Below are 14,288 nucleotides of genomic sequence, written 5' to 3'. Positions count from 1 at the left end.
GGAATTGACAATTTTCCTGCGGGCTTTTACGATGAGGAAAATCCTTATGAAAAGCGTTCTCGCGGGCATGTTGGCAGCAGTGGCGTTGGGGTTGTCCTTTTCGACTCTTCATGCCGTGAGTGCGAGTGGCGGTGAGTCAGAGTTTTTACAACCTGACGGACAAAAGGTGCGGCTTCGCAATGCGGGTGATGAGTGGTTTCATTGGCACGAGACTCCAGAGGGATATGTGGTGGCCAAAGATGACGATGGATTTTGGAAATACAGCCAGCCGAAGTTGTCCTCTGCCGAGTTGGAACCTTTGCGGCACGCGGTGGTTGGACGAGTGAACCCTGGCAGTTTGGGGTTGCAGAAGAGGTCTTTGCCGGGGCGGAATTTGATTCGCGATCAAGTCCAAGCGTTGAAAGGCAAGGGCCGGTCTCCAAGGCGGGCTGTGAAGTTGGACGAATTGTTGGAGCGATCAAGAGTCGGAGTTCCCACGTCCGGAAGTGGGGGAAACCCTTCGAGCGGCGCAAATCCATCTGCTGCCTCTCCAGCGGCAGAGCCACAACCTGGGGGACAGGAGGCACCGGTGGGCAGCGGGCCGACGGGTCCGTGGGGGCGGACGGTCAAGTGCGTGGTCATTCTCGCCGCCTTCAGTGATCACTGGGACAACGTCAACAACAAGGTCCAGGATGCGGAAGGGAGACCGAGAGGGGAATTCATCGATCTGTTCAACAAGACGGGTTACAGCGTCGGGGGAGCCATTGGATCGGTGAAGGATTTTTACCTGGAGAATTCTTATGGTGAGATGACGATTGAGTCAGAGGTCACCATCTGGGTGAAGCTGCCGCAAACGCAGGCGTGGTATGGGGACAATGCCCATGAAATTGCCGGTGAGCAGCGACTTAAACAACTGGCGCTGGATGCCATCAATGCCGCTGATGCCGCGGGTTTTGATTTCAGCCAGTCCGATGCGGACGGCGACGGGTTTGTGGATTTGCTGCATGTGATTTACTCCGGGCATTCCGAGGCATGGAGTGGCAATCCGTCCACGGCGATCTGGCCGAGACAGTGGCAGTTGGAAGATTCGATCACCCGGGATGGGCTGCAGTTGAATTTGTTCAGCACCAGTGAGGCGATCAAGGGGTCGGTCGCTACCAGCACCAGCATTGCGACGATCGGGGTGATCTGTCACGAGATCGGCCATCAGTTCGGATTGCCCGACTTGTATGACACCAGCCTCGAGTATCAGGGCGTGGGCACCTGGTGTTGCATGGGATACGGTTGCTGGGGAGCGGGATCGAGTCCGGGTGATGGGAGGCAGCCGGTGAATTTTTCCGCGCATTGCCGGCACTTGATGGGGTTCATCAAACCGTTGGCGGTCTTCGGTTCGGAGCGGATCGACCTGCCGGATATCAACACCAATGCGGCGGCCCATTTGGTGGTGCCAATGACTGGGACTTATCAACAAAACCATGAGTATTTTTTGGTGGAGAATCGGCGGCGGGTGGGATTTGATTCACAACTTCCTGGGGATGGCATCCTGATCTGGCACATTCTATCGAGCGAATGGGACAACGATTCTTCTGAGGCCGTGCATCCAGCAGTGCGGCTTGAGGAGGCTGCAGGTGGCGACACACTGGCCACTTCAAGGTATGCGACAGCCGCGCATTTGTGGCATGGCGCGAATGGCCTGGTGGGTGGGTTTACCGATACCACGGGCAGTGAGAACACCAATGCGATGAGGTATCAGGGGGGGCGATATTACACCCGCATCAATTCATCGGGAAGTCATTCAAAAATCCGCATGCGCAACTTTTCGGCGGCTTCGGCGGTGATGAGTTATGATTTGCAAACGGTGGTGCCAACGGTCTTGCCGCAATCCGTGGCGTCGGCCAATTACGCGGTGAGCTGGAATGTATCTTCGGATGCCACCGCTTATGAACTTCAGCAAGGCATTGCGGGAACGACCAACCTGTTTCTCGATGATACGGAATCCAAGGAGACGTTCTGGCGTTCGTGGACGACGACAGGCTTGGTGCTGCGTTCCGATGCGGGGGCGTTTTTTGGGAGCCACTCCTATCGAATGGCACCGTGGGACGATGATGTGGTGAATTTCATGGCGGGTCCGCACAGCATGCAGTTGAACCAGGATTTTGTTCTTACGCCGACCAGTTTGATTAGTTTTTATGTGCTTTCGCATGTGGTTGTCGGCAGTGGTTACCTGAGTGTTGAACTCTCGAAGGATGGCGGACTTACCTGGATTTCCATCGACAAGATCGCGGGTTATCAAGATTCCTGGACAGCCAAGTCCTACTCGTTTGCGTCGCTGGCCACGAAAGGCTTTGTGTCAGGGGATCGCTGTCTGCTGAGGTTGGCCACACGAATGGGAGAGGTGTGGGGCTGGTCGGGGTATCCAAGTTATGGCTTTGCCGTGGATTACATTCGAATGAGTGGGATTCAGATGCCCACCTATCATTCTTGGGCGATTGCTAGTTATGCCTCGTCGGCGATCAACAATCGATTGATCAGCAACAAACCTGTGGGCACTTATGCGTATCGGGCGCGTGCCATGGTGGGCGGTAACTGGCAATCTTATTCGGATCCGGTGGTTATTGAACGACTGCCGACGCCGTTTGAGACATGGGCTGCGGCTTTGCCTGCTGGTCAACGGGGGATGCTGCAAGATGCGGATCAGGATGGCGTGACCAACTCCATGGAATATGCTTTTGGCCGGCAGGGCAGTTCAAATACTGCTCCGCATGATGTTACCCAGTTGCCGGTGGTGGGAAGCGCCGTGTTTTCGGGCGGCAAACGGTTGACGATCACATTGGATTTGCCGGAAGCGCCTCCTGCGGAGGCGGTGTATGAGGTGCAGGTTGCCGATGACCTTGATGTTGACAGTTGGGCCACCATTCTTTCGAAAACCGGTGGTTCGGATTGGACGGGCGGGGCTTCGGTGACGTTCGAACCGCAGGCGGGGCAGCGCACCAAGTTCACGATTTATGATGTGGTTCGAATCGATGACGCCCTGCTGGGGCGGCGCTTCATGCGGTTGAAAGTGAGAGTTCCACCGTGACGGGACAGGGCTTGGTTGGAGATCTGGCGGGGAGATGGAATTTCGATACTGCCCGGGCGTGGCAGCTACCCGCCTATTTGCGGTCGGCCAATGGTTTAACCTTGCCGCAGGTGGGTATTTTCGATAGGAATGTGAGATATTTCGATTTCGAGAAATTGTAACCCCCTGTTTTATGAGCTTTTTGAAGCGACACGTTTTTGCCATCGTTGGGGTTTCTTTAGCTGCAATGATCATGGCGGTTTGGTGGAACTTGGATGGGAGTGAAGGGCCGGAGCCGGATCAGTCGCTTGCTACAGCTCCTCGTTCGGGGGAAAACGTGTCGGAGGAGCGTCCGGAAACTTTGAACCAACCGGGCTCGGCAAGTTTCGGTGCTCGAGGGGAGGTGCCGTGGACGAAGGTGACGGTGACGCCACTGCCGGACGGGGCGAGGGATGATGTGAGAGCGTTTCGGGAGTGGGCGATGCGTTATGCGCAGGCGACGGTGGCGGAGCGGGCGGGTTTGGTGGAGGAGGGGCGGGTGTTGGCGAAGGCTCATCGGGCAGCCTTGAAGGCGATGCTGGTGGATGATCCGCGTGCGGCGTTGGAGCAGGCGCTGCCAATGGTGTTGAGGCAGCAATTGCCGCAGGAGGTGGTGAGGTTGCTGGAGGAGCGGCTGAGCGGGGTGGGGACGTTCGATGTGCTGGCGGTCTCTCCGGGCAGTGATCCGTCGGAGCCACCGATTCGGAGGGTGGCGATTTTGGATGGTCGGTATTTCCAGGCCTACACCTATGGACAACGCAGTGGGCAGATGTCGACGGAGGGGGCGATGTTGAACGGGATCGCGGTGGATAACTTGATGGCGGTTAATGACAGTCCGGTGCGGGCGTTGGAGGTGGGGGAGGTGCCGGACGCGGCAAAGGAGGCGGTGGAAGTTTGTCCGGTGTCAGAGATCACTACGAAGGTGGAGCGCGGCGCGGGCGAGTCGCTCCCAGCCATTACGGAGGAGACCCCGGCGATTGAAGCGGGGGACCAGATCATTTATTTGTGTGACGGCGGTCACATTCGGCAGATTGAAGAGGATCAGCTGGCGGCAGAGGGGGCAACGGGAGGTCCGACGGCAACGACGGGGTATTTTCCGATCTCCCGCTTGAACAGCACGGGGATCAGAAAAATTCTTTACATGCGGGTGGTGTTTCCAGATCGGATGGAGGAGGCCCAGACGGAGCGTGATGCCTACAACAACCTCCGTTCGCTGACGGACTATTTTCAGGAAAGTTCGTATGGAAAGCTCACCTTCATGGGGACGGTGACGCCGTTGATTGTGACGCCACGAACGGCGGCCTGGTATATTGAGGACTTCAAGACGGCCGGGGCGAGTTATGCGATGATTGATGATGCGAAAGAGGTGGCGAGGTCGCTGGGCTTTCCACCGGAAGACTATGATCATTTTGTGGTGATGTATTTTGGCGGGCCGGGCAATTTCGGCGGGCAGGGAAATGTGAACGGGCCGCGCACCTGGCTGAAGAGCACGAGCGTGGGCGTGCTGAATCATGAGGTGGGGCACAACATTGGGGTGTGGCATTCGAATTCATGGAACACTGCGGGTTCGAGTGTGATCGGGCCGGGAGCGAATGTTGAGTATGGGCACACCAATGACGTGATGGGCAGTTCGAGCAGCGGCGGCCATTTCAATGCGAGCATGAAGGAGCAGTTGCAGTGGATCGTGCCGGAAAATTACCACACGGTGTTGCAAAGCGGCACTTATCGATTGTTTCAGTTTGACCAGGTGAACCAGGATCCGGCAAAACGCTATGCGTTGAGGGTGGCGAAGGATGCAGACCGGGACTACTGGCTGGAGTTTCGGCAGAAGCTGACTGCGAATCCGTGGTATTTCAATGGGGTATCGATCAACTGGAGTCCATGGGGGGTGAACAACAGCACGTCCAAGCAAGGCAGCAACCGGGGCACGCAGTTGTTGGACATGACGCCAGGCTCTGCGGATGATCGCAATGATTCTCCGCTGACGATGGGGCGCACGTTTTCGGATTATGAAGCGGATGTGCATGTCACGCCGATTGGCAAGGCGGGCACGGTGCCGCAGTCGATGGACGTGGTGGTGAACCGGGGCACGATGGCAGCGGGGAATCAGCCTCCGACGTTGAGTATTTCGGCGAATGCGCTGACCATTGCGGTGGGGGGCACCGTGAACTTCTCGGCGACGGCGAGTGATCCGGATGGCGATGTTTTGGCGTATTTTTGGGAGTTCGGGGATAAACTTTCCAGTTATCACGGATCGTCTTTCAGCATGGACAATCTGCCGGCTCAAACCAAGACTTATGCAACGGCAGGATATTACACGGCCAGATGCACGGCAAGTGACATGAAGGGGGGAGCGGTGACGAAGACTTTGTTGGTCAGGGTGGGAAATCCGACCACTTATACTTTAAGTGGCACGGTGATGATGGGGGGGAATCCCTTGCCCGGGGTGCGGGTGCACAATGGCCTCACTGCGGCAAATTATCGTGGGGCGATGACGGATGCCGATGGCTTCTACCAGATTACCAATGTGGCGGCGGGAACGGTGACTTTGTCTGCGTCACTGGCCGGATACACGATGACGGCGGGATTCATTAATCCGGTTTCTGTATTTGGAAACATGACCAATCTGGAATTTACGGGGACTCTAGGCACCCGCGTAAGCCTGTCGACGATTGCTGAGGTGGCAACTGAGGGAGGGACGGCGGGAGTTTTTCGATTAGCGCGCACGGGGGGCACGACTCAAAGTTTGACGGTATATGTGGATTTTTCTGGACAGGCCACCACGGCTGATTTCACCATGTCACCGGTCGCTGATACGACGGTTTCGCCTTTGGAATCCTTTGTTATTCCGGCGGGGGCGTCGTTTTTGGACATCACGGTTGCGGCCACGAATGACACTGCACAAGAAGGAGCGGAAACACTGGTGATTTCGCTGATCAACGGCAGCAATTCCTATCTTGCGACGGGTCCGCAAACAGTGACGATGATGATCGATGACAATGACACGACGAAACCTCGCGTGAACATCGAATTGGTGGATGCGGAGGCGACGGAAAATGATGCGGGGGACACGGCGAGTTTTCGTTTCACGCGAACGGGAGATACCACCAATCCTTTGATGGTGAATTACGCCATTGGCAGCGGGGCTGGTTTTGCGACCCCGGGGGTGGATTACGAGTCCATTCTTGTCAGTGTGATCATTCCGGCGGAAGCAAGCAGCGTATTGAGGGCCATCACTCCGATCAACGATAACCTGGTGGAAGGAATGGAGTTGGTGACTCTCACCGTCACTTCAAGCGTGAACTATGTGCTGCCTTCGCCTGCGCCGACGGCGACGATCAAATTGATTGATGAAGATACGCCCGTGGTCACGATTGCTGCCACCGATGCCAGCGCGAATGAGAATGGTGATCCAGGGCTTTTTACGATCAGCAGGACGGGGGATTTGAGCGCGCCTTTGCTGGTGCATTATGCCGTTGGTGGATCGGCGCTTCACGGCACGGACTATGTGGCGCTGCCCGGGTTTGTGAATTTTGCCGCCGGGGTTGGCTCGGTGACGGTGCCGGTGATTCCGTATCAGGATGATCATGGTGAGCCAACGCAAAATGTGATCCTCCAACTGCGCAGCGCGAATACTTACCAGGTTGGTGTGCAGGGGCAGGCGACGGTTTCGATTCTCGATGATGGAGATGTGCGGGTGGTGACGGTGGGGGTGAGTGACGGGGTGGTATCGGAAGGGGTTACTCCAGGGACTGGCAAGTTCAAGTTTACCTCGACGGGCAGCGGCTCTGGCAACGTGACGGTCAATTACACGATCAGCGGGACGGCTCAGAGCGGGGTGGATTTTGTGGCTTTGCCGGGCAGTATCAGCCTGGGTGCGAATGCCACGGCGGAGATCACCGTGACGCCAATCAACAATGATACTGCCGAGGATGCCGAGACGGTGGTGCTGACAATCCAGCCTTCGCCGGGTTATCTGGTGGATCTGCAAAATTCGGCAACCATGGTGATTTTGGATGATGACTCTGGAAGCATGGTGAGTGTTTCGGCGGCGGCTCCGAGTGTCACGGAGAATTCAAGTTCGAGCTTTTACATTTCGCGTCCGTCGGCCAGTGGGGCGGCGCTTTCGGTGGCCTACTCGGTGACTGGCACCGCCACGCCGGGTTTGGATTATGACGAGTTGAGCGGCACGGCAACGATTCCTGTGGATGCTGCGGGTGTTTTTGTTGACGTCGACACCAATCCAGACGCATCGGCAGAAGGGGTGGAGACGGTGGTGTTGACGATTTTGCCGGATGTCCAGGCGCCGCGTCGATATGGTATCCAAACTGGTTCGGCGACGTTGAAGATCGTGGATGATGATTTTGGGTTTGTTTCGCAGGTGAGTTTTGCCCAACCGAACTCGGTGGTTTCCGAGGATGCGGGGGAAGTGGTGATCACGGTGAATCGCGTGCAACCGGTGGGGGCGTGCACGGTGGAGTATGGGGTGCAGTCGGGCACGGCGCTGGGCCATGGGGTGGACTTCTGGCTACCGCAGGGGGTGTTGAGTTTTGCTGATGGGGAGACGAGCAAATCCTTTGTGATTCAAATCGTCGATGATGTGGTGCCGGAGGAAATGGAGACGGTGGCGGTGCAGCTGCGCCATGCGAGCGGCACGCTGATCAGTTCGGTCAAATCACAGCATGTTTTGTTCATCCGGGACAATGAGCCGAGGGTGAGGGTGGAGGCGACGGATCCGTTTGCTTACGAAGGTGAAACTGACAAGGGGCTATTGACGTTTATCCGCCAGGGCAGCACAGGCAGGGCATTGGTGGTGCCGATCGGTGTGAGCGGGACAGCAACGAGTGGGACGGATTTTGTGGCGCTGCCGGCCAGCGTGACGATACCTGCCGGGCAGAGTTCGACCACTTTGTCGGTGACGGGACTGGCGGATGCGTTGGCAGAGGTTCCGGAGACGATTGTCGTCAGTCTTGGAGGGGTTGCTCCTGGTCTGCCGGGGGTGGGGAGTTCGGCGGTGATTGATCTTGGAGATGGAACGAACAATGATCCTCCGTTTGTGCGGATCGTTTCGCCGCAGGGGATTTCGCCGGGAGTGCCTGCAGGCATGGGATTGATGTTGCGGGCGCTGCATGCGGATGACGGTCCGCTGGAAGATGTGGAGCTGGTGTGGAGCAAGGTTTCTGGTCCGGGGACGGTGATGTTTACGTATCCGAATGAAGCAACCACTGGAGCGACGTTTTCGGCGGAAGGGGTGTATTCGCTGCGTTTGACGGCGAACGATGGATTGGGCACAGGGCAGGCGACGGTGGGGGTGACGGTCGGCACGGTGGTGCAGCCGTGGGCCAATGTGGATTTGGGGTCGTCGCAGGAAAAGAGCGGTGCGATGTCGCAAGATGGGTTGCATGTGTTTGGAGGAACCGGCACGTCGCTCGGCGGGACGTCGGACACGCATTTTTTCCGCTACCGGCGGCTGGTGGGGAATGGCGAGATCGTGGCGAGAATCCGGCAGGTGCAGAACACCAACACTTCTGCCAGAGTCGGGGTTGCCATTCGTGAAACCACGGCGTCAGGGGCGCGGTGTGTGATGTTGACGGTCGGTCCGAACGCGTCCGGGCAAAGCAATTTGCACTCTCGAAGCACCACCGGGGGCAACTTGCTGAATATCACCGCATCGACAGGCATTTATCCGGGTTATTGGGTGAAGGTGACGCGGGTGGGCAATGCATTTTCGGTGTTTCGTTCGCCCGATGGGTTGGTGTGGACCCAGCAGGGAGGCTCGCAGACGGTTGCGATGGGGGCCAGCGCGTTCGCGGGCATGGTGGTGACTTCAAACACAGCGGGCTTCAATCATGCGTTGGTGGACAATGTGCGCATTCTGGGTGCGCCAGAGAATCATGGTCCGTTGATGGGGCCGGTGGTTTCTCCATCGGTGGCGTCGACTCAGATTCCGCATTTGATGGGGGCGACGTTGGCGGATGATGACCAACCTGGATGGCCGGGCACGGTCAGTTATGCATGGACTCAAACGGGCGGGCCGGTGGCTGCGGTTTTTGAGGATCCGTCGGTGCTGAATGCGAAGGTGACGATGGCGCAGGCGGGGTCGTATCAGTTTCAGCTCAATGGGGACGATGGGGAGGTGGAGACTTATGTTCCGTTTGAAGTGACGGTGACGAAGCCGGTGGTGAACTTGAATGTGCTGGCTTCGAATGCGGCGGAGTTTGGCCCTCAGGTGGGATCGTTCACGGTGAGCCGGACAGGCGCGACGGGCGGTCCGCTGGTGGTGCCCGCGGCAGTGTCGGGAACGGCGCAGGCGGGCGCCGACTATGAGGCAATTCCGCCGACGGTCATCATTCCTACCGGAGCTTCATCGGCGGTGGTGAATGTGTTGCCAATTCGGGACAGCGTGGCTGAGGGGGCGGAGACGGTGACGATGTCTTTGTTGAGCGATGCGGCTTATGATTTGGGGGCGGGTTCTAGTGGCACGGTGACCATTGAGGACTTGCCGTTTGATCAATGGCGGGTGGTTGAATTCGGAAGTGTGGACGCGGCGAATGATCCGGCGATTGGGGGGAGTGTCGACTTCGACAACGACGGTTTGGACACGGTGCTGGAGTATGCGCTGGGGCTTGATCCGGCAACGGCGGGGACGTGGGGTCGGCCAATCTTTGAAGTGGATGGGAATACCTGCAGCCTGACTTACCGCCGGGTGATTGCGGCGGTGGATTTGATTTACGAGGCGCAGTTCAGCATGACGCTGGACAGCGAAAGCTGGAGCGATGAGGGAATCGTGGAAGAAGAGTTGGCGGATGATGGGATGGTGAAAACGATCAAGGCAAGCAAGGTGTTTGCCTCGCCGCAGGAGCGGTGTTTCATGCGCTTGATGGTGACGCGGCAGTGACGCGGCAGTCGGGTTAATTTGGGTCAGCTGCCGGGTTTGAGGTGCTTGTCGAAAAAGGCGATAACCAAGGGGCGAAGGTCTTTCTGTTTGGGCTGGAGATGGAAGGTGTGGGGCGCACCTTCGATGATTTCAACGTGGTTTTCGACGCCGAGTTTGGTGAGGGCCTCTGCGAGTTTTGTGGATTGTTCGACGGGGACAGTTTTGTCGGCAGTGCCGTGGAGGATGAGGAAAGGAGGGTCGTTTTTATCGAGATAGGTAAGCACCGAGAATTGGGCGTAGAGGGCGGGGTCTTCGGTACGGGTTTTGCGGAGGACGGCAACGTCTTTCCAGGTGCTGACGTCATTGGGGCCGTAGAGGTCGACCACGCAATTGACGGCGCAGGAAATGTCGCCGTAGGGGGAGGTGGGGTCGAGTCCGTCTTTGGGTTGGGTGACGCCGACCATGGCGGCGAGATGGCCCCCGGCGGAACCGCCGATGACGCCGATGTGGTCAGGGTCGAGGTTGAGTTTTTCGGCGTTGGCACGCAACCAGCGAACGGCGGTTTTGCAGTCGTGGAGATTTTGCGGCCAGGCGGAGATGGGGCTGGCGGGATCGTGAAGTTGGTAGTCGATGCTGAGGCAGACGTAACCTTCGTTGGCGAGGGTGGTGCCAATGTTGATCTCGCGTTTGGCATCCTTGACGCCGCCGGTCCAGCCGCCGCCGTGGATGATGACAATGCCGGGGTATTTGCCGGACAGGGAAGATGGAGGGAGGTAGAGGTCGGCTTTTTCTTTGCGGCCCTCGGGAAGGAAGGGAATATCTTTCTCAATTTTGACCTCCTGGGCGAGAAGATTGGCGGACAGCAGGAGTGAGATCAGCAGGATGGAAGAGTGGTGCATCATCAAAAGATAACAAAATTGCCCTGGAAATCTTGATCAATTCGTCAGGATAACCTAAGATTTCCAGATGACCGCGCTGTTTTTCCGTCGAAGCCATGCTCTGGCTCTGGCGACGTCCATGATCAGCCTGTGCGTTTTGCCTGAATGGGGCGGGGCGGCAGTGATTCTTGTGCAGGATGGGCGGGCGACGGCTTTGGCGACAGACTTTACCTCGGCGGGAACGAATGCGACAACGGGACAGGGCTGGACCCAGGTGACAGATGCCACCAGTGCCGGGAATCACACCAACAGCCGGACCGGATCGTTCATGCAATATTTGCCGGATACTGGGACGGGAGGCTCGCCCACGGGTGGTCCATTTCTTACTTATGAAATCATGGTGACCACTCCCGGGGAATACCAGCTTTACCTGAGTTGGGAAGTGAACAACAGCAACAGCGGAACGGTGGGAGGCAGTGATTCGTTTTTTGTTTCGATCGCGGAGCTTTCGGATGGTATCGGAGGAGTTCATCCTGATTGGTATGAGATCACCCAGAAGGAACAGACCAACGATGGGGATTTTAACACGACGCGCTGGATGAGCAGCGGTGAGGCGGAGGTGAATTTGGCAGGGGCGGCTTCGAATCCTTTGTTGTGGACCATTGCCACACCGGGGATTTATACGTTGAGGTTTGCCCCTCGCGAAGATGGGGTGGCGATTGATCAACTGGTGTTTCAAACTTCCAGCATGGCGGCTCCGACGGGATTTCCGCCCACGACGACGGTTCCGGAACCTGGACGCGCCATGCTTTTGGGCTTGGGCTTGATGTTGTTGTGCTTGAGACGAGGTCGATGATGGATGGGTGATGAGCGAGAAGCCGTCACTTCCTGCTTTGCAATCGGGCGGGCATCGCTAGGGTGGGCTTCTTCAATGTCTGACGCAGCCGCCACCCCCATGATGAAACAGTATCTCGCCATGCGGCGGGATCTGCCGGAGGATGTGTTGCTGCTGTTCCGGTTGGGGGATTTTTATGAGATGTTTTTTGAGGATGCGAAGGTGGCTTCGGGGATTCTCAATGTGGCGCTGACGAAAAGGAACGGGGTGCCGATGTGCGGGGTTCCGCATCATGCGGCGCAGAGTTATATTGGGCGTTTGATCCGGGCGGGCAAACGGGTGGCGATCGGGGAACAGGTGGGGGAGGTGATTCCGGGGAAGCTGGTGCAGCGGGAGGTTTCGGAGGTGATCAGCGCGGGGACGGTGACGGATGGTCGGTTCATTGAAGCGGACAAGGGGCACTTTTTGGCAGGGATTTTTAAGGAAGGGAAGAAGTTCGGACTGGCGTGTGTGGATCTGACGACGGGCGGGTTTGAGGTGGGGGAGTTTGATTCGGTGGAGGCTTTGCATGATGAGTTGACGCGTTTGACGCCGAGTGAGCTGTTGTATGCGGAGGAGCAGAAGGATTTGCTGGAGGTTTTGGGGACGCCGCGTGGGGCGCAGGTTTGTGAGGGTTATTTGTTTTTGCAGGAACAGGGATTCCATGCGCTGACGAAACATTTTGCGGTGCAGTCGCTGGATGGGTTTGGCTGCGGGGAGATGACGGCGGGGGTGTGTGCGGCGGGGGCGGTGATGCAGTATTTGCAGTTTCAATTGCGCAAGGATGTGGGGCATTTGAAGCGGTTGCGGGTGATGTCCAGTTTGGATGGGGTTTGGATTGATGCGGCGAGCCAGTCGCACCTTGAGCTGGTGCAGAGTCGGGGCGGGGCGGAGCACACCTTGTTGCATGCGCTGAACCGGACCTGCACGCCTATGGGGGCAAGGTTGTTGCGGCGCTGGGTGTTGCATCCGTTGAGTGATTTGGAGAAGCTGGTGGCGCGTCAGGACGGGGTGGCGGCGTTGTTGAAGGATGGTCGCTTGTTGGGGCAGGTGCGGGAGATGTTGAAGGAGATTCGCGACATGGAGCGGACTTCGGGAAGGTTGAGTCAGGGCAGCGGCAATGCTCGGGACTTGTCTTCGCTGGCGCAGGCGCTGAATTTGGTGCCGGGGTTGAAGATGTTGTTGGAAGAAGTGCAGGGTGGAGCGGCGAAAGGGTTGATTGCGCAGTTGCATGGCCAGATGTTTGATCTGACAGAACTGGCGGCGGAGATTGAGACGGCGTTGGTGGAAGAACCTCCGGCGACGATCAAGGACGGCGGAATTTTTCGGGAGGGGATTTTTGCGGAGCTGGACGAGTTGCGCTCGGCTTCGATGCAGGGGCGGGACTGGCTGGCGAAGTTGCAGAACGATGAGATTGAGCGGACGGGGATCAAGTCGCTGAAGATCAAATACAATGCGGTGTTTGGGTATTTCATTGAGATCACCAAGTCGAACCTGTCGAGTGTGCCGGCGGATTATGTGAGGAAGCAAACGACGTCGAATGCGGAGCGGTTCATCACGGATGGGTTGAAGCGGATGGAGGACAAGATCCTGGGCGCGGATGAGCGGGCGAAGGCGTTGGAGCTGGAGGAGTTTGTGGCATTGCGGACACGGGCGATGGCGCAGCTGGAGTCGATTCAGCAGACGGCGGAGGCGATGGCGACGGTGGATGTGCTGGGGTCTTTGGCGGAGACGGCGCGGTTGTTCAATTACGCGCGGCCGGCGTTGAGTGAGTCGCGCGATCTGTTCATTCGTGATGGCCGGCATCCGGTGTTGGATCAGCAACTGGCGGGTGAGCGGTTTGTGCCGAATGACACGGAGCTGGAAGGGGTGGAGGGGTGCCGGTTGATGGTGATCACGGGTCCGAACATGGCGGGGAAGAGCACGTATATCCGTCAGGTGGCGTTGTTGACGTTGATGGCGCAGGTGGGGAGTTTCCTGCCGGCGGCGGAGGCACATATTGGGTTGGTGGACCGGATTTTTACGCGCATCGGGGCGAGTGACGATTTGTCGAAGGGGCAGAGCACGTTCATGGTGGAGATGAACGAGACGGCGTTGATTTTGAATCATGCGACGGAACGGAGTCTGGTGATTCTGGATGAGATCGGACGGGGGACGAGCACGTTTGATGGGTTGAGCATCGCGTGGAGCGTGGCGGAGCATCTGCATGATGTGATCGGGGCCCGGACGTTGTTTGCGACGCACTACCACGAGCTGACGGCGCTGGCGGGGATTTGCTCGGGGGCGCGAAATTTTAACGTGGCGGTGAAGGAGTGGAACCAGCAGATCATTTTCCTGCGCAAGATCGTGGCGGGGAGTGCGGAGAAGAGTTACGGGATTCAGGTGGCGCGACTGGCGGGGGTGCCGGAGGGGGGGCTGCATCGTGCGCGCGGAATTTTGGATCGCCTTGAGGCGGGGCATCCACCGAATGAGGGGATTACGATAATGAGGGAGACGGAGACGGAGCCGGTGGTGCGCAAAAGAAGGCCGGTGGTCGAGGTGGATGACTCGCAACTATCGCTGTTCGGATGACTTAGAGTTGGC

Annotated in this window: 5 protein-coding genes; 4 read left to right on the top strand and 1 reads right to left on the bottom strand. The window is 57.8% G+C overall.

Translation table 11 applies throughout. The annotated features are described in order from the left end of the window. Positions 1 to 46: 46 nt before the first annotated feature. Together FEM03_RS05645 and FEM03_RS05640 are read left to right on the top strand one after the other, a co-directional pair. Complete coding sequence (locus FEM03_RS05645; RefSeq protein ID WP_166442649.1) at positions 47 to 3,058, top strand: M6 family metalloprotease domain-containing protein; 3,012 nt, start codon at positions 47 to 49, stop codon at positions 3,056 to 3,058. 226 nt (positions 3,059 to 3,284) lie between these two features. Then, positions 3,285 to 9,974, top strand: a complete 6,690-nt coding sequence (locus FEM03_RS05640) for a Calx-beta domain-containing protein (protein ID WP_206170886.1) — start codon at positions 3,285 to 3,287, stop codon at positions 9,972 to 9,974. A gap of 23 nt (positions 9,975 to 9,997) precedes the next feature. On the opposite strand, the gene FEM03_RS05635 is transcribed toward FEM03_RS05640, so the two are convergent. Next, entirely contained in the window at positions 9,998 to 10,855 is an 858-nt protein-coding gene (locus FEM03_RS05635; RefSeq protein ID WP_138085218.1) for an alpha/beta hydrolase, read from the bottom strand. A gap of 64 nt (positions 10,856 to 10,919) precedes the next feature. Here FEM03_RS05635 and FEM03_RS05630 point away from each other — a divergent pair, with 64 nt between their 5' ends. Both FEM03_RS05630 and mutS read left to right on the top strand, forming a co-directional pair. Further along, positions 10,920 to 11,687, top strand: a complete 768-nt coding sequence (locus FEM03_RS05630) for a hypothetical protein (protein WP_138085217.1) — start codon at positions 10,920 to 10,922, stop codon at positions 11,685 to 11,687. Between the two features lie 75 nt (positions 11,688 to 11,762). Continuing rightward, positions 11,763 to 14,276: a DNA mismatch repair protein MutS gene (mutS, locus tag FEM03_RS05625; protein ID WP_138085216.1), complete on the top strand. Its 2,514-nt coding sequence runs from the start codon at positions 11,763 to 11,765 to the stop codon at positions 14,274 to 14,276. The last annotated feature ends 12 nt before the right edge of the window (positions 14,277 to 14,288 follow it).

The organism is Phragmitibacter flavus, from assembly GCF_005780165.1.
Taxonomy (GTDB): Bacteria; Verrucomicrobiota; Verrucomicrobiia; order Verrucomicrobiales; family Verrucomicrobiaceae; genus Phragmitibacter; species Phragmitibacter flavus.
The sequence above is the reverse complement of the archived record's forward strand: the minus strand, read 5'-3'. Positions and strand labels throughout refer to the sequence as shown.

What these genes read in the sequence shown, in the direction of transcription:
- FEM03_RS05645 (WP_166442649.1), top strand. Translation starts at nt 47, where the DNA reads ATGAAAAGCGTTCTCGCGGGCATGTTGGCAGCAGTGGCGTTGGGGTTG.
- FEM03_RS05640 (WP_206170886.1), top strand. Translation starts at nt 3,285, where the DNA reads ATGATCATGGCGGTTTGGTGGAACTTGGATGGGAGTGAAGGGCCGGAG.
- FEM03_RS05635 (WP_138085218.1), bottom strand. Translation starts at nt 10,855, where the DNA reads ATGATGCACCACTCTTCCATCCTGCTGATCTCACTCCTGCTGTCCGCC.
- FEM03_RS05630 (WP_138085217.1), top strand. Translation starts at nt 10,920, where the DNA reads ATGACCGCGCTGTTTTTCCGTCGAAGCCATGCTCTGGCTCTGGCGACG.
- mutS (WP_138085216.1), top strand. Translation starts at nt 11,763, where the DNA reads ATGTCTGACGCAGCCGCCACCCCCATGATGAAACAGTATCTCGCCATG.